The organism is Halosolutus sp. DAT137, from assembly GCF_059736405.1.
This window is the reverse complement of sequence record NZ_JCAQID010000002.1, coordinates 24,518-47,415: the sequence shown is the minus strand read 5'-3', so window position 1 is coordinate 47,415 and position 22,898 is coordinate 24,518. Positions and strand designations below refer to the sequence as shown.

Here is a 22,898-nt window from a genome sequence, read left to right as displayed (position 1 = left end):
GTTCGGTACCCACTCAAATAACGTGTGGGTACTCGGTTCCCGACGAGCGCGCGGTCGTGGTCGTACTGACGGGCGTTTCGCGCTGACGCGAAATCTGCGCTGACGTGCGTTCGCCGGATTCCGCGGCGCACTCTCCGCGTTCCGTGAGCGTGAGCGAGATTTCGCGAAACCCCCTCATTAACCGACGGAACGCCTTCCGGTCCGTGCGCCGGTCTTCCCCGCGTTTCGTCCGCAAACTTCGTTTCAAATACCAGTTTTCATGAGAGTCAGTAAAATCAGTATTTCTTTACAAGCATAACATAATAGCCAGATAAACTTGACCATCTTACAAAAAAGACTTATAGGACTCTGTTTCTTTCATGAGCCTGGACTAATGGCACGCGAACGAAAGTCCGACGCAGACGACAGTATATTGAACGAGAACACGCTCAGCCGTCGTAACTGGCTGAAAGCGACTGGTGCGGGGACCGCCGCGGCGCTCGGCGGCCTTGCACTCGGCACCAGTACCGTTACCGCCGCGGACGGTGACGGTCACAACGGTGCTGCACAGCCGAGTATGATCGATCGGTTCGTCTACGAAAGCGGCGGGACCTTCTACGTCGACGACGGCGAAGGCGGGAGTACCGTCGCGACCGAGAGCCGATTCGAGGACGCGGTCCGAACCGCAATCGACGGGATCAGTTCGGGCAACGTCGTCGTCGCCGACGGCGCCTACGTGATCAACGCGCCCAACGTGATTCACATGCGGGATAACGTGAATCTCTACGGTCGCGGTGGCGCGACGATCGAAGTGAACATGTCCGAAAGCGGCAGTTCGGATCACAACGCCGTCCTCATCGAGAACAGCAACGACTGGACCCTCGACGGATTCGAGTTCGTCGGCACGAGTAACCAGGTCTACTCGACGATGGTCGGCGATCCGCGGAATACTGGGGCGAAGTACAACATCACCGTCTCGAACTGCACGTTCCGCTACTCGACGTACGCGGCGATCAACTTCGACAACGTGATGGGCGGCGGCCGCATCGAAAACTGCGTCTTCGACAGCCCCACCTACTACAACGGGGCCGGCTGGAACGGCATGGCCGTCCGCCAGCACTCGTGTGAGGGCACCGTAATCCGCGACTGCGTCTTCGATTCGCGGAACGTCCCGAGCAGCGCGCCGCTGTTGTCGCTGTTGCTCATCGACGATCGCAACAACCGCCTCGAAAACAGCGAGTTCTACGTCAGCGGCACCGAAACCCACGGGGCGATCGAGTTCGCACCCGACGGCAGCTTCCAGATCTACGGGCAGGAGATCGACAACTGTCTGTTCGAAGGACCGGACGCCGGCCAGGGGATCGACGCTCACTCGAACACGACGACCGATACCAACACGATCAGCGACTGTACGTTCCGATCGCTGTCGGTCGGCTTCGACGACACAGCCAGCGGTGGCGGTCAGGTCGTTACCGGATGCCGATTCGAGGCCTGTTCGACGGACCTTCAGCTCCACTCCGGAAGCAGCGCCTCGAACAACACGAGTACGAACGAGATCTCCGACGACGGGAGTGACGATGGTGAGGAGCCTGAGGAGGAAGCCGAATCCGACGGGAACGACGAAACAGAAGACGACGGGGTCAGCGGCGAATACACCTACGAAGTCGAAAACACGAGCGATACCGACGTCGACTATTTCCTCCAGATCGAGGCGGGCCCCTTCGAGGCAATCGAGTACAACGGGTCGATCGTCGACGAGGACCTGATGTGGACAGAGGGGGACAAAGCGGCGGGCCGAGTCGAGCCTGGCGAGACCCACGCCTGGACCTTCGATCACCTCCTCCTCGACGTGACGATCGAGGACGAGGCCGACGCCGAGGCGCGCGTCGATGACTTCGAATCGAACCTCGACAGGTATCCCCTCGAGGGTGCGGACGGTGACGATTGGAAGGATATCGACGCGTTGCTCGGGCTAGACGAGGACGATGGAACCGACGACGGTGGAACGGACGATGGAACCGACGACGGTGGAACGGACGATGGAACCGACGACGAAACCGATACGGAGAGTGATGGCCCGGGAAATCGGTGGGCAAACGCTACGGCCGACGATGACTGGATAGTGGCTCTGCGACGGCGGATCTGGGGCGAGACGTAACCCCCCAAGAGGGGACGGCCGGCCCGATACCCCGTTGCTGTTTCATTTTTTCGACACCCTGCCTCCCTCGATGAGAGACCGAACGGCGTGTGAGCGATCCCAACTCGTTGCTCGCGGACCAAGCGCTTAACCTCGGGGAGTGACTACCGGGAGATATGCAACACGTGAAGATTCCGCAGGACCGTATCGGCGTTCTCATCGGTGAGGGCGGCGAGACGATGCGCGAAATCGAGTCCGAAGCGGAGGTCCGTCTCGACATCGACTCCGAGAACGGGTCCGTCGCTGTCGAGACGGTTGGCGATCCGGTTCGGGGGCTCAAAGCGCCCGATATCGTCCGCGCGATCGGGCGGGGATTTCCGCCCGAGGACGCGCTTCGGTTGCTCGACGACGACATGGTCTTGTTCGACATCGTCGATATCGACTCCGCCTCGCGCAACACGAACGACATGAAACGTAAGAAGGGCAGACTCATCGGCGAGGGCGGGCGCACCCGCGAACTCATGGAGGAACTCTCGGGCGCATCGGTCGTGATCTACGGCTCGACGCTCGGAATCATCGGCACTCCCCCACAGGTCGACGCCGTCCGCAGCGCCGCAGAGATGTTGCTCGACGGTGCACCCCACGGAGCCGTCTACTCGTTCCTCGAAGAGCGACACAACGAAATGAAACACCAGGGGATGGAGTACCACCGGTTCCCCGGCTCGTCCGGGTCGTCCTGACCGACTTGGAGACCTGCCAGTTGGTACGGCCACCGAGTCGGGAGCGAGCGGACAAAACGGACCGAGCGGACAAAACGACTCGGTCGCGTGCGAGCGGCGGTTGTCTGGATCTGTTCCCGTTTGGACGGGTCCACTCCCGTTCGGATTCGTGCGGATACATATGGATAAATACCCGTCGATCGATTTCAGCTGAAGCGACCGCCCCGGCCGATTCGGTCGCCCTGAGAGTAGTAATACCAAAGCTTTTATATAGAATAACAATCAATCCTTCAGCTGACTATGGCACAACAGCAGATGGGCAACCAGCCCCTTATCGTTCTCTCGGAGGACAGCCAGCGGACATCCGGCAAAGACGCACAGTCGATGAACGTACAGGCCGGCAAAGCCGTTGCCGAGTCCGTGCGCACCACGCTCGGACCGAAGGGGATGGACAAGATGCTCGTCGACTCGACGGGCAACGTCGTCGTCACGAACGACGGCGTCACGCTTCTTTCGGAGATGGAGATCGACCACCCGGCGGCCGACATGATCGTCGAAGTCGCAGAGACCCAGGAGGACGAGGTCGGTGACGGGACGACGAGTGCCGTCGTCATCGCCGGCGAACTCCTCAGCCAGGCCGAGGACCTCCTCGACCAGGACATCCACGCGACCACCCTCGCCCAGGGGTATCGCCAGGCCGCCGAGGAAGCGATCGACGCCCTCGACGAAATCGCGATCGACGTCGACGCGGACGACACCGAGGTTCTCGAACAGATCGCCGCGACCGCGATGACCGGCAAGGGCGCAGAGAGCTCCCGCGACCTGCTGGCCCGACTCGTCGTCGAGGCCGTGCGATCGGTCGCCGACGAGGACGGCGTCGACACGGACAACATCAAAGTCGAGAAGGTCGTCGGCGGCTCGATCGAGAACTCCGAACTCGTCGAAGGCGTCATCGTCGACAAGGAACGCGTCTCCGAGAACATGCCGTACTTCGCAGAGGACGCGAACGTGGCGATCGTCGATAGCGCTCTCGAGATCAAAGAGACCGAGATCGACGCCGAGGTCAACGTCACCGACCCCGATCAGCTCGAGCAGTTCCTCGAACAGGAAGAGCGCCAGCTTCGCGAGATGGTCGACGAACTCGTCGACGTCGGCGCGGACGTCGTCTTCGTCGACGGCGGCATCGACGACATGGCCCAGCACTACCTCGCTCAGGAGGGCATCATCGCTGTCCGCCGCGTCAAATCCAGCGATCAGGGCCAGCTCGCCCGCGCGACGGGCGCTCGCCCCGTCTCGAACGTCGAGGACCTGTCCGAGGACGACCTCGGCTTCGCCGGCAGCGTCGCCCAGAAGGAAATCGCCGGCGACCAGCGCATCTTCGTCGAGGACGTCGACGACGCGAAGGCCGTCACCCTCATCCTCCGCGGTGGCACCGAGCACGTCATCGACGAAGTCGATCGCGCGATCGAAGACAGCCTCGGCGTCGTCCGTACGACCATCGAAGACGGCAAGGTGCTCGCCGGCGGCGGCGCACCCGAAGTCAGCCTCTCGCTGTCCCTGCGCGACTACGCCGACTCCGTCGGTGGCCGCGAACAGCTGGCCGTCGAAGCGTTCGCGGACGCACTCGAAGTCATCCCGCGTACGCTCGCCGAGAACGCCGGGCTCGACCCCATCGACTCGCTGGTCGAACTCCGCGCCGACCACGACGGCGGCAACTCGGCCGCTGGTCTCGATGCCTACACCGGCGACACGATCGATATGGCCGCAGAAGGCGTCTACGAGCCGCTGCGCGTAAAGACGCAGGCGATCGAGTCCGCCACCGAAGCGGCCGTCATGCTGCTTCGCATCGACGACGTCATCGCCGCCGGTGACCTCGCGGTTGCCGACGACGACGATGACGAAGAGATGCCACCGGGCGGCGGTGGCATGGGCGGCGGCATGGGCGGCATGGGCGGTGGCATGGGCGGCATGATGTAAGACGAACTTTTGCTCTGCGTGCGGTCGCTTCGCGACCACACTCGGCAAAACTTCGATGAAAAGCCTCTTGCCTCCGTTCGCTTGAGCGCGACGGAGCCGCGCTCGCCGCTCACATCGGTCGTCGGCCCGCGAGCGACTCAGGGCGCTCGCGGTGAACGGCGTCGCTCGGGTTCTCCGAAGCTCACGGGCGCTCTGCGCCCGTTCGCATTCTCGCGGCGCGTGCCGCTGCGCACCGCTCGCTCGCCAGCACGAAATACAAGACTCGGTTCACCAGGTGACGGCGTCTCTGGCGGGGCATCGCTGCTGGAATCGTTCGCTAACGTCTTGAACCGGTTCATCTTCTCGTTCCGTTTCGTCGTCGCTTCCAACCCAATCTCACTTCCAGCGCCGCGTATCCGATCGATCGCCACCCCAACTTCGAAAGGTTATGTAATACAGTTAGATATTCGAAGCAAAAGCTCTGATGCGGCCCCGTCGACGACGACTCGCCACGTATTTAGTCCTCTCTCGCAATATTCGCCACTATGAACACGCTTCTATTGGACAGCGAGGCCGTCGACGAGCACGCACGACTGGCCGACGTCGTCCCCGCGATCGAGGAAGCCTTCGGAGCCTACGAGCGCGGGAACGCCCAGATGCCGGCCAAATCCTACATCGATCTCCCCCAGTACAACGGCGATTTCCGATCGATGCCCTCGTATCTGGATACCGGCGAGTGGGACGCTGCGGGCGTCAAGTGGGTCAACGTCCACCCGGACAACCCCGAGCAACACGATCTGCCGACCGTGCTGGGGACGATGATCTATTCGGACCCTGAAACGGCGTTTCCCCTCGCGATCATGGACGGGACGATGCTCACACTGAAACGAACCGGAGCCGCGGCCGCGGTCGCGACCGACTACCTCGCGGTCGAGGACGCCGCGAGCCTCGGGATCGTCGGTGCCGGCGTCCAGTCGTACTCCCAACTCGAGGCGATCGCAACCGTTCGCCCGATCGAGACGGTCGTCGTCGCGGACAAAGACGAAGAGCGGGTCCGGCGGTTCGTCGACGCCTTCGGTGACGAGTTCGACGTCCGCGCCGGAACCATCTCCGAAGCGGGCCACTGCGACATACTGTCGACGGTGACGCCGGTCCGAGAGCCGATCGTCGGTCCCGACGACGTGGGCGAGCGCACGCACATCAATGCGATCGGGGCCGACGCGGCGGGGAAACACGAACTCGCCAACGAGGTGTTGCTCGAGGCGACGATCGTGATCGACGACTACGAGCAGTGTACTCACTCCGGCGAGGTCAACGTCCCCTACGGCGAGGGCGTACTGACCGACGACGATATCTACGGCGAGATCGGCCAGTTCGTCGTCGGCGAGCTAGCGGTCCGGACCGACGAGACCGGCGTCACGGTGTTCGATTCGACTGGACTCGCGATCCAGGACGTCGCCGCCGCTCGTATCGCGTACGAAAACGCCCGCGAGCGCGATGCAGGCTACGGGTTCGAGCTGATCGACACCGATCGTTAGGACTGTCACGGTAAGCCACGCGTACCCGTCTGCGTTCGTTGGATGGTCATTTCGAACAGCCGTCGCTGAATCCCGTCGTACCGCGAGCGGCCGTATAACACACTACGGCGACTGTCGGGATTGTCGTCAAACCGGGAACGATCCGACACGATCGTCCGATAGCGCCGACACAGCCCGTTTTGCGGCGACGCGAATGCCGATGCTGTCACCGATGACGAACGACGGCGATCAGTTAGTCGGGTCGACACCGCCTGCGTCGTCACCGGGTGATGAGATGGTAACCTCCTCGGTGGCGTTGGCGACGGGCTCGGGCTCGTCGGTGCCCGTTCCGGCCCGTTCGCCCTCCGAACCGCCCGATTCGATCTGTGTGACGATCTGGTCGGTCGCGTTGGTCGCCCGGAGCAGTATCGCACCGAAGCCGATCCGGAACACGATATCGAGGTAGGACGCGATGGCGACGCCGGTAAACGCGTCCAGAAAGCCCAGCCCCTGTCGCGTAAAGATCGCGAGACAGAGAAAGACCCCCCACATCAACAGCAATACGTTCCGGAGTTTGCCATAGAGGAGGACGCGCTCGCCGGTCTGGGAGCCAGACTGGATCGTAATCGGCCAGACCAGCAGGTAGCTGATGACGAGCAACAACAGGATCGAGGAAGCGGTAAACGCCGTGTCGAGTGGTGGCGTCGTCAGATAGGTTCCGATGATGCCGCCCACCGCCAGAACGACCAGCGTCGCGAGCGCGAACAGTTGGCGTCTGCTCGCGCCGGCGACGATGCCGGCGATGACCGCCATGGCGGACCAGGCGATCATGTACTCGACGTGGCGAGTCAGCGGTGCGGCCGCACCGGTCGACGCCTCGAACCGGAGCAAGCCGATAGACATCCCGAAGTTCGCGAGGGCCAGGGTCCCACAGAGGATCGGAACCGGAAGCAGGTACCGTCGCTTCCCCGAGGGCAGTCGGGCAATCCACAGGAGAAAGAGCCCGGTCACCGCAGCCATCACGTAGAACGTGACCCGGTAGAACTGCAGTTCGGGGATCATCGCCGATCACCCCCGATCTCGGCGATCGGTCTCCCGTCACTGGCCTCGTCGGAGACAGTAAACTCGTCGACGGCGTCGGCGAGCGTATCGGCCCGCTGGTCGAGCCGCGTCGCCTCCTCCGAGACGTCTGCGACCGTCGCCGTCGTCTCCTCGGCGGCCGCCGTCACCCGTTCTGCCTGTGCGGTCGTCTCCGTCGAGACGCTGGCAACCTCCTGGACGATCGTCGCGAGTTCTTCGGCGGACGCTGCCTGTTCGTGAGTCGCCCGGTTGATCTCCTGGACGCCGACCGTCGTCTGGTCGATTCCCGTCGCGATCCGGTCGAGTTTGGTCGACAGCGAATCGACGCGATCGGTCGCCGCGGCGATCGTCGCGTCCGTCTCCTCGATCTCCGTCGCGCTCTCGGTCGCTCGCCGCTGGATCGACTCGATCATCGACTCGACGTCCTCGACCGCCGTCTGGGTCTGTGCCGCCAGTTCCTTGACCTCGTCTGCGACCGCCTGAAAGCCGCCGCCGTCGCCCGCGTTGCTCGCCGACCGAGACGACTCGATCGCCGCGTTCAGCGCGAGCATGTTCGTCTGGCTGGCGATGTCGTCGATCAGTTCGACGATCCGCTGGATCTGCGTGGCCTCCCGCTCGAGTTCGCGGATCGTCTCGACGACCGCCTCGGTTCGATCGCTGGCGTCGTGCATCTCTGCGGTCGTTTCGGCTGCGACCTGCTGACCCGTCGTGACGAGTTCGTCGACCTGTTCGGTCTGGTCTGCGATCGTGCTCGTCGTGGCCGCGACCTCTTCGACCGTCGCGGACAGTTCCTTGACCTCGGTCGTCGCAGTCTCCATATCTTCGGTCTGGGACGCCGAACCGTCGGAAATCTCCTGAATCGAACTGCTAACTTCCGCACTGGCCCGTCGAATCTCGTCGGAGCTGGTCTGCATCTCCGTACTCGCCTCGGCAACCTCGCTCGAGACCCGCTTGACCTGCGCGACGGTCGCTTCGAGGTCGGCGACCATCTCGTTGAACGCGTCGGCGATCTCGATCATCGCCTCGTGGTCACTTTCGGGTTCGAGCCGTCGGTCGAGGTTGCCCTCGGCACACGCGGCCATCACCGTCCTGAACCGCTCTGCTTCCGCCTCGAGTTCGCGGTTTCGACGCTCGGTTTTCGCTTTCGCCTGCCGGGCGCGCTCTCGTTCGACTTCTAGATCCGTCATCGTCTCGTCGAGGTCGTCTCCCATTGCAGCGAACGAATCGTAGAGGATGCCGACCTCGTCTTTCCGATCGGTCTCGAGATCTACGTCGAGGTCGCCCCGTCCCATCTGCTCTGCTTTCCCGGCCAGTCGGCGGAGTTTCAGCGAGATGTTGCCACCGAGGACGATCCCGACGAACCCGAGGTGGATCACGAAGACGAACAGCAGCGCCGTCATCCCCGCGATCGCCGTCTCCTGGGTACCGTACACCGACGTTGACTCACCGTACGTCGTCACTTCGAGCCCGTCACCGATCGTCGCCGTCGTCGCCGCGTACTCCCGGTCTGTGCCGTCGGGGACGCCCGTGACGACGCCCGAACCGTCCGTCGAGAGCGCTGCGAGGACAGCCTCGTCGCCAACGTCAGCCTCGTCGCCGACGGCCGCGATCGGCTCGTCGCCGTCGGTAACGATCGTTCGGTACTCCTCTTCCGTCTCCAGAAGCGTCGCGAACGCATCGAGCGGGACGGAGACGACGACGTACTGTCCGCCGGCCTCGCTGTGGTCGAGTTCGGAGACGAACGAGAGGACGTCCTCGCCGCTTCCGAGCGCCGCGTGTGGGGCGCTTGGCCCGTCGGTGTCGCCGTCGATCCCGGTTTCGTCGAAGAACTCTTCCTCCGTGGCGTCGTCTGCACTGCTCTCGAGAACGGTTCCGTCGCCGTCGAGGTAGTGAATCTCGGCGACCCTATCCGCCCGCTCTTCGCGGGCCTCACCGAGTCGTGTGTCGATCGCCGCCCGATCACCGTCTCTGATCGTCGCGTCCGTCGCGAGGCCGAGTGCCGTTTCGTCGCTCGTTTCGAGCCACGTCGCTGCGATAGCGCTTCGATCCGCCGTCCGGTCGTCGAACTCGTCTTCGGCCGCCGGCCCGAGTGCCCCTGATACGTGCGCGAAAAATACTGCGGAGACACCGATCGTTACGACGACGACCAGCAGAAAGATCACGCCAATCTTGACGCTATACACTTCTCGTAGCCGATCAGGAATGTAGTCCTCGGGTGACATGATATTCACGAACAGGCAGCCGACCCTGCGGTATGCCTTCTCGTGGCACTGCTCTCTCGCCCATGTTGAATATATCGGTTAGATTGACTATTCAGACCAGAAATGTAATTGGTGGAGCTGATTGGATTTAATAACTGAGTTCTGTCGAACAGGTCGCAGGGGGAATCCGAGACGTGTGGCGACTATCGCAGAGCGGCGTTCGACAGGCGACATCCGGATCGGGTGATCGATCCGCGAATCGCGCGTCTCTCGACAGTTGGTCCGTCCGCTTCGCTGCCTGCGGGCGATCAGTCCTCGATTTCGATCGCCGGGCGGCCGGGTTCGGCGTTTTTCAGCACGGAGTCGTCGGCCGCGTCGGCATGGCGGACCCGAACCGCTGCGTCGAACTCGCGTTCGAGCAGCCAGCCGGCGGCTTCGAGCGCCCCGTGCTCGTCCTCAGGTCCGAGGGTCATCGACAGCGCCTCGCGTTCGACCTGCAGGTCCTGGCCGTAGTCGGCCGCGGCATCGCCGTGCTCGCGAATGTGCGGTTCCTGCATGAGTTCGCTGATCAGATTGTCGGCGTCGCTTTCGATCGCGAGTTCGAGGGCGTCGTACTTCCACTCCGGGGCGACGATCACGTCGATCGCCTGTGGATCTTCGATACCGGCGACCTCGACGATGTCGCGGACGTCCTCGCGTGTGTTCTGGACCAGTCTACGGCGTTTTTCGACGTAGTCGCGATCGACCGTCGCGGTCGGCCAGGGGGCGTCGACGACGAACTCGTCGTGGCCGAGGCTCTCGTAGAGTTCCTCCGCGAGGTGTGGAGCGACGGGTGCCAAAAGCCGGACGACCGCCGAGAGGCCGCGCTCGTAGGTTTTCGCGTGGGGTTCCGTGTACTCTGCATACTGGCGCAAGGTTCGCACCAGATCCTGTGTCTCGCGAAGGGCCGTGTTGAACGTCAACTCGTCGTACTCGCCGCCGGCGATCGCGATCGTCGCGTCGATCTCGCTGTCGACGTAGCTGGCGATCGCGTCGTTCTCACCGGCTGGCTCCGTCGTAGCGTACTCCTCGACCATCTCCCGGAGCTGCGTGAGGAAGGCGTAGGTCGACCGGACGCCCTCCTCGCTCCAGTCGAAGTCGCGTTCGGGCTGGGCGGCCTGCATCATGAACAGCCGTGCCGTATCCGCGCCGTACTCCTCGACGATCCGCTGGGGCGAGACGACGTTCCCCTTCGACTTGGACATCTTTTCGCCGTCGAGTTGGACCATCCCCTGGGCGAGCAGGTTCGTGAAGGGTTCGCGGTGATCGAGACCCTCGTGATCGGCCAGCACCTTGGTGAAAAATCGCGAATACAGCAGGTGCATCACGGCGTGTTCGATGCCGCCGACGTACTGGTCGACGGGCATCCAGTCGTTGGCTCGATCGCGATCGAACGGAGCCTCGGTGAGATCTGGTGAGACGTACCGCAGGAAGTACCACGAGGAGTCGACGAAGGTATCCATCGTGTCGGTCTCTCGGGTCGCCTCGCCGCCACAGTCGGGACACGTCGTCGCCTTCCACTCCTCGGCGGCGTCGAGCGGATTCCCGGTCGTGTTGATGAACTCGGGCAGTTCGACCGGCAGGTCGTCCTCGGGGACCGTGACGGGACCACAGTCCTCGCAGTGAACAACCGGAATCGGCGTTCCCCAGTAGCGCTGACGGGAGATTCCCCAGTCGCGAAGCTGGTACTGGGTGGCCTCCTCGGCACCGTCGATCGCTTCGGTAAGTCGCTCGCGAGCCGTCTCGCTGTCCAGTCCCGAGTACTCCCCCGAATTCACGAGGACGCCGTCGTCGGTGAACGCTTCCTCGCTCACGTCGGGCGCGTCGGGGACCGTCTCGCCGTCCCAGTCGTCGGGTTCGGGAGCGATGACGGGAACGATCTCTTCGCCCATCTTTGTCGCGAAGGCGTGGTCGCGATCGTCGTGGCCCGGAACCGCCATCAGCGCGCCGGTCCCGACGTCCGAGAGGACGAAGTCGGCGATGTAGACCGGAATCTCCTCGCCCGTGACGGGGTTTGTCGCGGTGAGATCGGTCTCTACGCCGTTCGGTTCGTCGCCGTCGGGATCGGCTTCGTGGTGGACGAACTCGTGGACCTCGTCGTCCTCGGCGGCCAGTTCCTCGCTGATCGGGTGATCCGGCGCGAGCGCAAAAAAGGTCGCGCCGTGGATGGTGTCGACGCGGGTGGTGAAGGCTCGAACGTCGCCGTGGCCGTCGATACGGAACTCGAGTTCCGTCCCGTACTGTCGTCCGATCCAGTTGCGCTGCATCTGGCGCACCGAGTTCGGCCACCCCTCCAGCTCGTCGATCGCGTCCAGCAACTCGTCGGCGTACTCGGTAATCTGCAGGAACCACTGGTCGAGTTCGCGCTGCTCGACAGGGGTGTCACAGCGCCAGCAGAGTTCGGCCTCGCCTTCGACCTGCTCGTCTGCGAGGACGGTCTCACAGCTCGGACACCAGTTCACGTCGGCGTCGCGACGTTCGACCAGCCCCTCCTCGTGGAAGCGCGTGAACAGCCACTGGTTCCAGCGGTAGTAGTCGGGCTCGCAAGTGGTCACTTCGCGCTCCCAGTCGTAGCCAAAGCCCATCGCGTTCATCTGGTCGCGCATCGTGTCGATGCAGTCGATCGTCCAGTCGCGCGGGTTCGTATCGCGTTCCTTGGCCGCGTTCTCTGCGGGAAGACCGAAGGCGTCCCACCCCATCGGGTGGAGGATGTCGTCGCCGCACATCCGACGGTACCGGGCGTAGGCGTCCGTTATCGTGTAGTTTCGGACGTGGCCCATGTGCAGCTTTCCGGACGGATACGGATACATCCCGAGGACGTACGTCGGGTCGTCGACGTCGTCGGGCGTCCGGTAGACGTTCGCCTCGTCCCACGCCTCCTGCCAGCGTCGTTCGACTGTCGCGTGGTCGTATCCCGCGTCACTCATTTGAATACGTATCGTTGGACTCGTAGCCGCCCTATAGCTTACTATCTATCGACTCCTTCGGTCCGAAACTCCGTCCAGACCGACACTCCGACCGTCCGATTGATCTCGCCCCAGGTGGCGACGGTTCCCCGCATCTCACCGATATCGTTGATACCGTCGGCGTCGTCTTCTCTCACATGGCTTCGTCCACTTTCACCACCGACCTCTCTGAGGAACTTGCCGATGCGCTCGTCAGCGCAACCCGAACGAGCCTCGGTGACACGCTCCGATCGGTCGTCTACTTCACGCCCGCCGAATTCGACGTCCTCTACGTCCGAGAGGACCTGTACGACTCGACTGCCGAAGCCCGCGAGGTCAAATCCCAGCTCGTCGACTTCGAACTGGTCGGCTTCGCGGAAGCGCCCGTTCGGACAACGATTTCCGCCGCGGACGGCGATAGGGGCATCGGTCCCTACGAGTTCACCGTCCGGTTCCACGCGGACGGCTTCGTCGTCAGGAAACTCATCGGAAACGCCGGCGTCCTCCTCACCGCCGACAGCATGGACGTCACCGCCTTCGAGGACGCCGGACACGCGATCGATCGACTCCTTGCCGATCGGTAACTCCCGGCATCGAGTCCTCGACTCGATGTCTCGCCCTCGGCTCGGTCACTCGATGTCGATCGCGCGCGAGGAGCCGCCGCCGCCGACTTTCGGCAGGCGGACCGTCAACACGCCGTCCTCGTAGCCCGCCGAAACCCCCTCCTCGTCGACGGGTTCGGGAAGCCGAATGCGTCGACTGGCCGACGTGCGGGTCCGCTCGCGCCGGAGATATTGGCCCTCCGCGTACTCGACATCGTCCGCGCGGTTGGCTTCGAGTCGCAGCGTCCCCTCTGAGAGCGTCAGGTCGATGTCGTCGGTGTCGTAGCCGGGCAGATCGACCGTCACGACGTACTCGCCGTCCGTATCCGCGACGTCGATCGGGACGGAGCCTGGCACCTGGAGACCACCGCTCGTCATCCCCTCTTCGACCTGTCGGCTGACGCGGTCGAGCATCTCCTCTATTTCGTCGAACGGGTTTCCTCGCATACCCCGCAATACGGACTCGAGCGAGATAAATTCTGCCCGCGAGTCTCCGACAGAAGGGACGCGATCGCTGACAGTGGTCTCGAGGCGACCGTCCACTCGTTCACTCTGGCAGGGTGACGAGGCCCTCCTCGAGTGCGTCCAGCAGCACGTCTCGGGCGTGACCGTCGGGGTCGACGCCCTCGTAGACCGCTCGAACCTCGCCGTTGGCAAGGAAAAAGGTCGTCCGTGCCGCGGCCCCACCTCGGCGTTCGACGTCGAACGCCTCGCAAATCTCGCCATCGGGGTCGGCCAGCAGGTCGAACTCGAGGCCTTCGGAATCGCAGAACGATCGATGCGACTCGACGTCGTCCGTCGAGACGCCGTAGACCGCGACGCCGGCCTCCCGGTAGGTCTCGCGCTCGCGCTGGAACTGGGTCGCTTCAATCGTACAGCCCGGCGTGTCGTCTCTCGGGTAAAAGTACAGGACGGTCGGCTCGTCGAACGCGAGCGTGACCGCCTCGCCGTCCTGGTTGGGTGCGGTCACGGTCGGTGCATCCACACCAGTTTCGAGTGTCATACAGTACCATATTGCTATCGGGCGCAAACGGCTTTCGGTGTCGTCTCGGTATCGCCGTTCGACGACCACGGGACGCAAAAACAGTTCCCGTCGGGAAGGGCCCGTTCAGGGAGACGTGACGCTGCGATTCCAACCGGGGTCGCGACCGGTTCGTTCGATACAATCGGATCGGCACGCTGGGCAGTAATCGGGTGTATCAGTTGCACTCCGCGGAACGTAGACCGCGCCGCTGCACTTCACGCACGCATCGGAAACGATGGTCGCGCAGTCGACACAGATGTTGAAGTCGTCGACCGTAAGCTCACGCAGGGGTTCGAGTTGTTTGTCCAGGGTGTACTCGTCGATGACCGCCTGACAGTTTTGGCACGGTTTCATGTCGATCCGAGTAGTGGCATGTGATAGCAATACAAATGCCTGTCGCTACGTGATAGTCAACGAACAGCTACAGTGGTCGTGTTCGACAGGACGTCTGTCCGACAGGACACCCGTTCGGCTACGGCTTGCCGATCGCTATCGCGTTTCGGGTCCGGAGAGATACCACTTGACCAGTCGGGCTTCGCCGCGGCGCAATACCGTACTCGCCGTCGATTTGTCGACCTTGGCGGTCGCGGCGAGTTCGGCAAGTGTACATTCCCGTGGCACCTCGAAGTACCCCGCTCGCACCGCTGCGTCGAGAATCTCGCGCTGTCGATCGGTCAACAGCGTCTCTTCTTCAGTCGTGTTGACGAGTGATTTCAGTTCGTACGAAAGTGGCGCGGCGTCGAGTCCCGCCCGGAGTCGATCGAGTTCCTCGCGGGTTCCGGTCAGGTCGAACTCGAACCAGCCGTTGCTGACGTCGACCGGGAACTCGATCGGGAGTCCCGACCTCTCGACGAACGCGTAGAGGTCGAGGTCAGTCGTCTCGTACTTGCCGAGAGCCCGTCGGTCGTCGGACTCGAGCAGTTCGTATTCGTGTATCGACGGCTGTTCGCGCATCGCTTCGACGACCGCATCTGGCGTCTCCGTCCGGACCTCTCCGAGTTCGACGGCGCTGTCATCCAGTCTGTATCCCGAGAGGAGCCGAAAGGTGGCGTCGGGATACGCCTGCGAGAGCCCTGCGACCCACACGGTCTCTGGAAGCCGAATGCGAAATTGCGCGCTGATCACGTCCCTCCAACCCCGGCATAGTCGTTCCCGGTCGGCTCCCGGTACGGAGGTCGTGGAACGACGGGTCTCCCACTCGATGGGTTTTCCACCAACATATTGGAGTCCGATCCGAGTTGCGCGCCCGGCATGATGAGTGTACCGCCGCACGCGACGCGGTCTGCGATCATCTGGGGCTGGTTCGACGGACCCGGAACCACTGGCGAACCTGCGCCCCTTTCCACAGGAGCACCCCCGAGAGGGTGAGACCCGGGAAAACGACAGCCTGAACCAGTAGCTCCACCGCGTCCACGCCGGACAGCGGCGAGTAGATGAAGATCCCGAGAACGACGGCAAACACCAGATGGATCGCCCGCTGAATCGATCGCGACCACGCTCTGCTCGCGCTCATCGATTCGTTCCCGTGTATTCGGCTGAGGCTGGTCGTATTGGCAGTTCGACGCGTCGAATCGATCGCGATCCTCGCTGCATGAATTGACGTTCTCCGGCGGCGGGTACGAACGCTTGCCCAAGATGTTGGCCACCCCGGATACGCCTACTCGACAACGTGTTCCGTATCGTAGGAGCCGAGTTTCCTGACCCACCCCTTTTCAGCGATCGCTTCGATGTCCGCGATCGCTTCGTTCGTCCGTGACTCGTAGAGGCCGGCCTCGATGTCGATGTGGAAGATGTAGTCGCCCAACCGCCGGCCGCTCGGCCGCGATTCGACGCGTGTCAGGTTGATATCCCGGTCGGCAAAGGGTTCCAGAAGTTCGAGCAGGAGGCCGGGATAGTTCGCGTTCGGGTAGACGACCAGCGAGGTTTTCCCGCCGCCTTTCGAGCGCGCGTCGGCCGGCGCGATCGCGAAAAAGCGCGTCGCGTTCGAGTCTCGGTCCTGGATGTCTTCGGCCAGGACCTCGAGCGTCGTCCCGTTGTCGGCGTTCGCCGGGTGGCCGATACCCGCGACGGTCGGGTCGTTTCGGGCGCGTTCGACGCCCTGGGCCGTACTCGCGACGGCCTCGAGCGTGGCCGCGGGGTACTCGCGCTCGAGATAGGAGCGACACTGTGCCAGCGCCTGGGAGTGGCTGGCGATCGTCGAGAACTCCGGTCCCTGTGCGAGCAGCGCGTGGCGGATGGGCGTGACGATCTCCCGGACGACGGCGACGTCGTACTCCGCGAGGGCGTCCAGACTCTCCGTGACGCTCCCCTCGATGCTGTTCTCGATCGGGATCACGCCGCGGTCGTACTCCTCGCTGGCGACGGCGTCGACGATCGCAGTCACCGACTGGCGAAAGTCGATGGCGTCTCGGTCGGCGATCGCGGTCGTCGCCCGGTGTGAGTACGTCCCTTCGGGACCAAGCGTAACTGCGGTCATCGGGTACGACTACCAGCGAGAGGGAGAAAAGCGCGTCGGGTCAGTGACGTGTTCGCGACCGGTCAGTCGTCGCTCGCCACGGCGACGTACTGCTGTGGATCGTCGGAGACGACCCAGCCGTCTTCAGTGGCGCGCTCGCCAACGTCGGGCTGGAAGACCCAGGCGGCAAGCACCAGGATCGGGATCATCGTCGCCCCGACGACGGCGTAGCCGGTGTGCAGGTTCGGCAGGTACGGCGAGGCGAACGCGAGCGGGTAAACGACTCCGCCGATCGTCCCGATGCCGCCAACGATCCCGGCGACGGTCCCCGCGTTGTTCGGGAACATCGCCGGGACCTGGGCGAAGATCGCACCCTCGGAGAACGCACAGCCCATCCCGACGAAGAAGCCGGCGACGACGGCGATGTAGATGTTTCCGGTCAGTCCGGCAGCGGTCATTCCGAACATCGAAACCGTGACGAACACGAGCGTCGCAAACGTCCACTGGTCGCGGTAGCGGCCCTCGAACCACGGCAGGATGTTTCTCTCCTTGCGCGCGACGACGTCGCTGACGTAGCCGCCGATCGGTCGGAGCAACCCCGCGGCGATCGAGAACGTGGCCGCGAACGTCGCGGCGATCACGATGTCACCCTGGCCGAACGCCTCGCGGTAGTAGGTGCCAAGCCAGCCGTTCATCGCGAGTTCGAGTCCGAAGGTCATGACGTACGCGACCGAGAGCACGACAGCACCGTACCGGGTGGCGATGAACTTCCACTGGTCCCAGCTGACGCCGGCTTTGGTCGCTTCTCGTTTCGCATCACTCTTTGCAGCCTCCGTGAACAGGTAGTAGAGAACGCCGAGAACGATGGCGAGGACGCCCGTGTAAAAGAACGCTGCGCGCCAGTTGCTCGAAGTTGCCAGGAAGCCGGCCCCGAAAATCGGGTCTGCGTACCCCTCGCCAAAGATCCGCGGTAACGTAAAGTACGCGCCCAGACCGGCACCGGCGTTGCCGAGTCCGGCGAAAATCCCTTCCGCAGTCCCCAGGTTCTCCTCTTCGAACCACTCGGAAACGTGCTGGATACCGATGACGAAGGTAATTCCTGCGAGCGAGGCGACGATTCGCGAGGCCATGAACACCTCGTAGGTCTGGGCGAACGCGCTGATGATCGCGAAGATTCCGACTAGCACGAGCGTCGCGCTCCCGGTGACGTCCGCCCCGTACCGATCGGTGAGCGGTCCGACGAGGATTCGGCCTAGCGGGACGGCCACGATAGCCGCACTCGCGACGACCCCCAGATCGGCCACAGAGAGTCCAAATTCTTCGGCGATGCCGCCGGTGAAGGGGGCGAACGAAAACCAGATAACGAACCCCAGGTTGAACATCGCGGTCGCGAGAATGAGCGTCCGCCACTTGCCTTTCATGCACAGCACCTCCCGGTCGAATCAGTCCTCGTCGGATCCCCGGCTGAATCTGTATTCGCCCGACCTCTCTCCATTCTCTTCCAACATACTGGTCCTATTCTGGCCCGTACACCGACGATCGAGTTCATATCTCGATAAAATCTGGAAATCTCGACACATATAGGTCTACTCATTAGCTGATTCCAACAATACTGTCTCCGGGGCGAACCCCTAATCAATATAATTGCCACTAGGGGATCGATTGTTTGTCCAGTACTGACTCCGTCTCGGACCAACCGTGCTCCTATTCGGTGACAAATCGACGATCGACAACTTTCGGAATTTCGACGACGACCGCCCGTCGTCCCGGTTCCCACCGTCGACCGCCCGTGGTCGCGATTCGATCGATCGACTCGTGGGCCAGTGTCGGTGGTCGTTTCTGACGCGTCAGTGGTAATCCCGGACACCCACGGGTTCGTGTACGTGGAACTGTCGGCAAGTCTCGATCACGTGGAACTGTCGGCAAGTCTCGATCGAACCAGAAGCTACGTCCGGCGACTGGATGTTCGTATACGACTTTCGGCAGCGGGAGCGACGTACAAGCAGTACGCACGAAAACGCCGTCCCGTTCTCACGTCGTTACTCGTCGAGATGCTCGATTCCTTTCTTGGAGACGTTTGCCTCCGTAATTTCGCTCGGCATCCAGTCCGGTTTGTCGTCGGGAGCGGTCTCTTCCCAGGCCCACCCGTCGTAGATGTGGACTTTGTCGGTCCCTTTCTCTCGCAGTCGGAGTTCGACTCGATCGGCGTCCGGCTCGCTGGAGCCGGGATCGAGTCGCCGGGCCGCTTTGAGCGCAGCCTGTCGCGGTGTGTTTCCGGAGAAGACACTCGATTCTTCGCCGGACGACTCGCGCAGTGCAAAGTTTCGTTTACCGTCTTCACGTACCATGGTTTCGCCTCCATGCCAATTCAGCACACGGTTCGACATAAAGATATCCCCGAAAACCGACCGACTGCGCCGGTATCTTTAAGTGAGTACGACCGCCACATACTCACACCAACTCACCTCCGGGATCGTCGACCGGACGTCGTTTTATTAGTAATCGAGTGAACAGTATCAGGAACCGAGTGAACGGAACACAGACGCCGAACCGTCGAAAACACTTAAGTATATCCTACGGCGAAGTTCGTCATAGAATCCCGCGATGGTACGGAAAAAGAAGCTGAGTCCAAGCGGTGCGAAAGACGAAGACGGCAACTACCACAACGTGCACCTGAACCTCCACGAGGATGAACTCGAAGTCGCGGGCATGGATATCGGCGACGAGGTCTTCGTTCGCGTTCGGGACGGCAAAATCATCATCCAAAAGGCAGACGAAGAGGAGGTCGAACACGAGTTCTGAGGAACGAACTTTTCCGCTGCGGGTGCGCCGGTGGCGCACCCTCGGGAAAACTTCGATGAAAAGCACTCCTCCTTCCCCTGCGGGTCAGTCGTCGGCCCGCTCGCTTGTTTCACTCGCTCGCGGTACAGTACGCTTGTCTGCGGTGAAACGTCGGCTTCCGCTGAAAACCGATCGACGACCGATCAGCGCAGGGCGTCGAGATCGAACTCGAACGCCACGACGGGCACCTCGAGGTCGTGTTCGACGAGCACCTTCGGGTGGACCTCCCCGAGTACGCCGACTTCCTCGCCGTCGATGACGATCGTGGCCGTTCGACCCGAAATGAACGTCGGGTGGTCGGCCGGGGGCGTTTCGAGGTCGACGCCGAACTTCCGACAGAGCGCCTGCAGGCGGGCTTTGGCGTCCTCGTAGCCGACCTCGTGGCTGGCGAGGGCGGCGGCGACGTGGCGATTCTCGGCAACGCCCGTATTTTCGCTGTCGTCGACCGCAGCCGTAAAGCCGATCTCCGCGAGGTTCTGGGGGTACGCGCGGTGGGTGTTTCGCTCGAGAACCATCAACAGCGAAGGCGTGACCCACGTCCGCAACATGGTGAAGTCCTCGCTGTAGGGCTCTTTGATCGTCGCCGGCTCACCCGCCCCGTAGACGCCGTCGTCGGGCGAAATCTCGACTCGATCGAAGTTCTCGACCTCGCTGATCATGTGGAAGTTCAGCAGGTCCTCGAAGCCCAGGCCGACGAGCTGTTCGCGAACCGCCTTCTCGAGTCGCGATCGCTCGTGGCGGCCGCCGACGGTGCCCACGTCGGGGTACTTCGGTTCGAGGTCGTTGAAGCCGTAGGCGCGCCCGAGGTCGTCGATGACGTCGAGCGGGTGGAGCACGTCGACGCGGTAGGGCGGGATCGTCACTTCGTAGACGAGGTCTCCCTCGTCGTTCTCTCGCGTTACGGCTTCGAGGCCCGATCGCTCCGCCAGATCGACGACCTCGTCGGGATCGAGATCGATCCCGAGAATGGTCTCGATGCGATCGTGGGCGACCGTTTTCGTCTTCGTCGAGAGGTCCGGCCGCGCCAATTCGCGGTCCGGATACTCGATCCGAACGTCTTCGATCGTCGCGCCGCGGGCCGCGAGCGCGTAGCAGACGATGGTCAGCATCTTGTCGATCGTCCACTGGTCGGTGCCGGTCATCTCGACGAAGAGGTCTCGGGACTCAGTCGACACTTCGGTGCGCCGTCCGTTGATCACGGGCGGGAACGAGAACAGCCCGATATCGTCGTAGATCGCGGGGTAGCGCTCGTACTCGCTGACGAGATCCGCGTAGGTCCGGCCCGTCTGGTGCTCTTCGAGTACTTGCGCTGGCGTCATTTCTCGGTCCGAGTCGAGCGGGACGAACGTGTCGCCCTCTGGTTCGACGCCGACGTACCGGATGGTGGGGTTCCCCTCGGTTGCGGGCGAGCCTCGCAGCATCGTCAGGTCGTGAATCCCGATCGCGCCCTTCGCGCGCTTGCGCCCCATCGTCGCGTGGAGTTTCTCCTGTAGTTGGATCAGCGAGTCGAGACCGTCCTCGTCCAGATTCACGTCGCGGATCACCGCACCCGTCACGTAGGGGCGCTCGTCGGGCACCGACTCGTCGACTTCGATCGTCCAGTCGGCGCTGTTCGTCGAGGGAACGTGGACGCCGCGGGAATCGCCGTAGTGGTAGCGCATCGATCGCGCCACGCCCTCGACGGAGAGCCGATCGAGCCGATCGGGGGCGAACTCGAGTTCGAACGCGCCGTCTTCGGTGCGCCCCTCGAACTCCAGTCCGAGGCCGAACAGATCCGTCTTGAGGTCGTCGTCGCTTTTCTCCTCGCGGCCGGTCAGGCTCCGCAGTTCGTCGGGGTCGATATCGACGGTGGGCATCAGTAGGTCACCTCCGTGTTCCGCAGCAGATCGAGGTCACAGAGCGTTCCGTGGATGTCGCGGATGTCCTCGAAGCCGTACATCAGCATGAGCAGTCGTTCGAGCGCCAGTCCCCAGGCCATCACGTCGCAGTCGACGCCCAGCGGTTCGAGCATCTCCTCGCGGAAGATCCCCGAGTTGCCGATTTCGACGAGTTCCCCCGTCGTGGGATGGGTACCGAACAGTTCGAAGCTCGGTTCCGTATAGGGGTTGTAGTGGGGTTTGAACTCGATATCCGTGATACCGAACTGGGCGTAGAACTCCTCGAAGGTGCCCATCAGGTCCCGAACCGAGAGGTCCTCGGCCATCACCCAGCCTTCGATCTGGAAGAACTCGAGCAAGTGGGTCGGATCGAGCGTGTCGTTCCGGTAGACCTTCTCGACGCTGAAAAAGCGCGCGGGCGGTTCGATTTCCCCAATCTGCTCGCCGGAGAGGTATCGCGTCGAGAGCGAGGTCGTGTGCCCGCGCAGTGCGAGTGCACGCGCGAAGTCCTCGTCCCAGGGCGAGTGATACCCCTCGCCGTCCTTGCCGACGCCCTGCCGGTGGGCGCGCTCGACGCGCTCGACGAGGTCCGCGGGCAACTCGTCGATGTGTGTCGGCTGTTCGAGGGCGAAGCGGTCCCAGTGGGTCCGCGCGGGGTGGTCCTGGGGCATGAACAGGCAGTCGTTGATCCAGAAGTCCGCGTCGACGTGTGGCCCTTCCATCTCCTGAAAGCCCATGCCGACGAGGACGTCAGTGACGCGTTCTGCCGTCTGGCGGAGGATGTGGACCGTGCCGCCGTCGACGCGCTCGGCGTCAGCTTTGACGTTGTACTCGGCAAACTCGACGTCTCGCCACGCTCCGCTCGTCAGCAACTCGGGCGTGACCTGACCGACCGTCTCCGCCGTTTCGATGCCCGCCATCAGTTCGGTCACGCCGCGTTCCGTGAGGGTGACCTCGCGAACCGTCGTTTCCGATCGTTCGAGCAGACCGCGTCGTTCGAGCTGGTCGAGGGTTGTATCGTCGATCTCGACGGCGTCGATCGGCGTTTCGTCGGCGTCGACGAGCTGTTCGAGAGCGTTCGCCTCGGCGTCGGCTGTCGGGTCGGCGTCGACGTCGGCGGTGAGTTCGCCGCTGTCGATCGCGCCGTACCCCTTGCGGGCGTAGTTCGAGAGGGCGATGTCGACGGCACCGCCGTCGAGTCCCGATGCGCCGATGGCCCGCCCCATTGAGACGGGCTCTCCGTCGGCACCCGAATCGAGTGCGGCCTCGTACAGTTCGATCTCTGGAAGCGCCGCCGTAGCGTACTCCGCGCCCTCGTCGGTGAGTGAAATCGTTTCGTCGATCCGCTCGCTGACGGCGACCAGTCCCTCGTCTTCGAGTTCGAAGACCGCGCCGGTGACGGTCTCCGGCGGGAGTTCGGTCGCCGCAGCGAGGGCGTCGACGGATCGTGCCTCGTCTGCGCTTGCGGCCTCTATGACCGCAACCTGTGGTTCGGGAAGTTGCATTCGCTTATCTGAATTGCCGTG

20 protein-coding genes are annotated in these 22,898 nt (G+C 63.1%); 6 read left to right on the top strand and 14 right to left on the bottom strand.

Going from position 1 to position 22,898, the window contains the following annotated elements; translation table 11 throughout:
* The first annotated feature begins 373 nt into the window (after positions 1-373).
* From AC6I6L_RS06305 to AC6I6L_RS06290, 4 genes are all read left to right on the top strand, one after another.
* A complete protein-coding gene (locus AC6I6L_RS06305) occupies positions 374-2,137 on the top strand; it encodes a hypothetical protein (protein WP_497916887.1) in 1,764 nt (587 codons plus the stop codon).
* Positions 2,138-2,292: 155 nt separating this feature from the next.
* Entirely contained in the window at positions 2,293-2,856 is a 564-nt protein-coding gene (locus AC6I6L_RS06300) for a KH domain-containing protein (RefSeq protein WP_497916886.1), read from the top strand.
* Positions 2,857-3,150: 294 nt separating this feature from the next.
* Positions 3,151-4,812, top strand: a complete 1,662-nt coding sequence (gene thsA / locus AC6I6L_RS06295; protein WP_497917100.1) for a thermosome subunit alpha — start codon at positions 3,151-3,153, stop codon at positions 4,810-4,812.
* 524 nt (positions 4,813-5,336) lie between these two features.
* The gene (locus AC6I6L_RS06290; RefSeq protein WP_497916885.1) at positions 5,337-6,329 is read left to right on the top strand and encodes an ornithine cyclodeaminase family protein; all 993 of its coding nucleotides are present in this window, start codon (positions 5,337-5,339) and stop codon (positions 6,327-6,329) included.
* Positions 6,330-6,557: 228 nt separating this feature from the next.
* On the opposite strand, the gene AC6I6L_RS06285 is transcribed toward AC6I6L_RS06290, so the two are convergent.
* From AC6I6L_RS06285 to AC6I6L_RS06270, 4 genes are all read right to left on the bottom strand, one after another.
* A complete protein-coding gene (locus tag AC6I6L_RS06285; protein ID WP_497916884.1) occupies positions 6,558-7,370 on the bottom strand; it encodes a bacteriorhodopsin in 813 nt (270 codons plus the stop codon).
* On the bottom strand, positions 7,367-9,610 hold the full coding sequence (locus AC6I6L_RS06280; RefSeq protein WP_497916883.1) for a methyl-accepting chemotaxis protein: 2,244 nt from the start codon (positions 9,608-9,610) through the stop codon (positions 7,367-7,369). Before AC6I6L_RS06280 ends, AC6I6L_RS06285 begins: the two co-directional genes overlap by 4 nt.
* A 287-nt stretch (positions 9,611-9,897) precedes the next feature.
* Positions 9,898-12,555, bottom strand: a complete 2,658-nt coding sequence (leuS, locus tag AC6I6L_RS06275) for a leucine--tRNA ligase (protein WP_497916882.1) — start codon at positions 12,553-12,555, stop codon at positions 9,898-9,900.
* A 41-nt stretch (positions 12,556-12,596) separates the two neighbouring features.
* Positions 12,597-12,731, bottom strand: a complete 135-nt coding sequence (locus AC6I6L_RS06270) for a hypothetical protein (protein WP_497916881.1) — start codon at positions 12,729-12,731, stop codon at positions 12,597-12,599.
* Between AC6I6L_RS06270 and AC6I6L_RS06265 the strand changes: the two genes are divergently transcribed.
* Positions 12,732-13,157 carry a DUF7522 family protein gene (locus AC6I6L_RS06265; RefSeq protein WP_497916880.1) on the top strand — a complete coding sequence of 142 codons (426 nt, stop codon included), beginning with the start codon at positions 12,732-12,734 and terminating at the stop codon, positions 13,155-13,157. It abuts the gene before it with no gap.
* Positions 13,158-13,202: 45 nt separating this feature from the next.
* Here AC6I6L_RS06265 and AC6I6L_RS06260 read toward each other — a convergent pair whose 3' ends face one another.
* From AC6I6L_RS06260 to AC6I6L_RS06225, 8 genes are all read right to left on the bottom strand, one after another.
* A complete protein-coding gene (locus AC6I6L_RS06260) occupies positions 13,203-13,622 on the bottom strand; it encodes an Hsp20/alpha crystallin family protein (RefSeq protein WP_497916879.1) in 420 nt (139 codons plus the stop codon).
* A gap of 100 nt (positions 13,623-13,722) precedes the next feature.
* Positions 13,723-14,178 (bottom strand): peroxiredoxin, encoded by a 456-nt coding sequence (locus tag AC6I6L_RS06255; protein ID WP_497916878.1) that lies wholly within the window; start codon positions 14,176-14,178, stop codon positions 13,723-13,725.
* 105 nt (positions 14,179-14,283) lie between these two features.
* Positions 14,284-14,553, bottom strand: a complete 270-nt coding sequence (locus AC6I6L_RS06250; RefSeq protein WP_497916877.1) for a DUF7571 family protein — start codon at positions 14,551-14,553, stop codon at positions 14,284-14,286.
* 135 nt (positions 14,554-14,688) lie between these two features.
* The gene (locus AC6I6L_RS06245; RefSeq protein WP_497916876.1) at positions 14,689-15,324 is read right to left on the bottom strand and encodes a helix-turn-helix domain-containing protein; all 636 of its coding nucleotides are present in this window, start codon (positions 15,322-15,324) and stop codon (positions 14,689-14,691) included.
* A gap of 163 nt (positions 15,325-15,487) precedes the next feature.
* Positions 15,488-15,712, bottom strand: coding sequence for a hypothetical protein (locus AC6I6L_RS06240; protein WP_497916875.1), 225 nt, complete (start codon positions 15,710-15,712; stop codon positions 15,488-15,490).
* A gap of 144 nt (positions 15,713-15,856) precedes the next feature.
* Positions 15,857-16,675 carry a prephenate dehydratase gene (gene pheA, locus AC6I6L_RS06235; RefSeq protein ID WP_497916874.1) on the bottom strand — a complete coding sequence of 273 codons (819 nt, stop codon included), beginning with the start codon at positions 16,673-16,675 and terminating at the stop codon, positions 15,857-15,859.
* A gap of 62 nt (positions 16,676-16,737) precedes the next feature.
* The gene (locus AC6I6L_RS06230) at positions 16,738-18,075 is read right to left on the bottom strand and encodes an MFS transporter (RefSeq protein ID WP_497916873.1); all 1,338 of its coding nucleotides are present in this window, start codon (positions 18,073-18,075) and stop codon (positions 16,738-16,740) included.
* 618 nt (positions 18,076-18,693) lie between these two features.
* Positions 18,694-19,002 carry a non-histone chromosomal MC1 family protein gene (locus tag AC6I6L_RS06225; protein ID WP_497916872.1) on the bottom strand — a complete coding sequence of 103 codons (309 nt, stop codon included), beginning with the start codon at positions 19,000-19,002 and terminating at the stop codon, positions 18,694-18,696.
* 256 nt (positions 19,003-19,258) lie between these two features.
* Between AC6I6L_RS06225 and AC6I6L_RS06220 the strand changes: the two genes are divergently transcribed.
* On the top strand, positions 19,259-19,456 hold the full coding sequence (locus tag AC6I6L_RS06220; protein ID WP_459887774.1) for a SymE family type I addiction module toxin: 198 nt from the start codon (positions 19,259-19,261) through the stop codon (positions 19,454-19,456).
* Positions 19,457-19,638: 182 nt separating this feature from the next.
* Here AC6I6L_RS06220 and pheT read toward each other — a convergent pair whose 3' ends face one another.
* Together pheT and pheS are read right to left on the bottom strand one after the other, a co-directional pair.
* Positions 19,639-21,351, bottom strand: a complete 1,713-nt coding sequence (gene pheT / locus AC6I6L_RS06215) for a phenylalanine--tRNA ligase subunit beta (RefSeq protein WP_497916871.1) — start codon at positions 21,349-21,351, stop codon at positions 19,639-19,641.
* Complete coding sequence (pheS, locus tag AC6I6L_RS06210; RefSeq protein ID WP_497916870.1) at positions 21,351-22,877, bottom strand: phenylalanine--tRNA ligase subunit alpha; 1,527 nt, start codon at positions 22,875-22,877, stop codon at positions 21,351-21,353. The genes pheT and pheS overlap by 1 nt, the downstream gene beginning before the upstream one ends.
* Positions 22,878-22,898: the final 21 nt, after the last annotated feature.

Bases quoted from the DNA above. Each gene is read 5' to 3' on its own strand.
- AC6I6L_RS06305 (WP_497916887.1), top strand. From the start codon at position 374: ATGGCACGCGAACGAAAGTCCGACGCAGACGACAGTATATTGAACGAG.
- AC6I6L_RS06300 (WP_497916886.1), top strand. From the start codon at position 2,293: ATGCAACACGTGAAGATTCCGCAGGACCGTATCGGCGTTCTCATCGGT.
- thsA (WP_497917100.1), top strand. From the start codon at position 3,151: ATGGGCAACCAGCCCCTTATCGTTCTCTCGGAGGACAGCCAGCGGACA.
- AC6I6L_RS06290 (WP_497916885.1), top strand. From the start codon at position 5,337: ATGAACACGCTTCTATTGGACAGCGAGGCCGTCGACGAGCACGCACGA.
- AC6I6L_RS06285 (WP_497916884.1), bottom strand. From the start codon at position 7,370: ATGATCCCCGAACTGCAGTTCTACCGGGTCACGTTCTACGTGATGGCT.
- AC6I6L_RS06280 (WP_497916883.1), bottom strand. From the start codon at position 9,610: ATGTCACCCGAGGACTACATTCCTGATCGGCTACGAGAAGTGTATAGC.
- leuS (WP_497916882.1), bottom strand. From the start codon at position 12,555: ATGAGTGACGCGGGATACGACCACGCGACAGTCGAACGACGCTGGCAG.
- AC6I6L_RS06265 (WP_497916880.1), top strand. From the start codon at position 12,732: ATGGCTTCGTCCACTTTCACCACCGACCTCTCTGAGGAACTTGCCGAT.
- AC6I6L_RS06260 (WP_497916879.1), bottom strand. From the start codon at position 13,622: ATGCGAGGAAACCCGTTCGACGAAATAGAGGAGATGCTCGACCGCGTC.
- AC6I6L_RS06255 (WP_497916878.1), bottom strand. From the start codon at position 14,178: ATGACACTCGAAACTGGTGTGGATGCACCGACCGTGACCGCACCCAAC.
- AC6I6L_RS06250 (WP_497916877.1), bottom strand. From the start codon at position 14,553: ATGAAACCGTGCCAAAACTGTCAGGCGGTCATCGACGAGTACACCCTG.
- AC6I6L_RS06240 (WP_497916875.1), bottom strand. From the start codon at position 15,712: ATGAGCGCGAGCAGAGCGTGGTCGCGATCGATTCAGCGGGCGATCCAT.
- pheA (WP_497916874.1), bottom strand. From the start codon at position 16,675: ATGACCGCAGTTACGCTTGGTCCCGAAGGGACGTACTCACACCGGGCG.
- AC6I6L_RS06230 (WP_497916873.1), bottom strand. From the start codon at position 18,075: ATGAAAGGCAAGTGGCGGACGCTCATTCTCGCGACCGCGATGTTCAAC.
- AC6I6L_RS06225 (WP_497916872.1), bottom strand. From the start codon at position 19,002: ATGGTACGTGAAGACGGTAAACGAAACTTTGCACTGCGCGAGTCGTCC.
- AC6I6L_RS06220 (WP_459887774.1), top strand. From the start codon at position 19,259: ATGGTACGGAAAAAGAAGCTGAGTCCAAGCGGTGCGAAAGACGAAGAC.
- pheT (WP_497916871.1), bottom strand. From the start codon at position 21,351: ATGCCCACCGTCGATATCGACCCCGACGAACTGCGGAGCCTGACCGGC.
- pheS (WP_497916870.1), bottom strand. From the start codon at position 22,877: ATGCAACTTCCCGAACCACAGGTTGCGGTCATAGAGGCCGCAAGCGCA.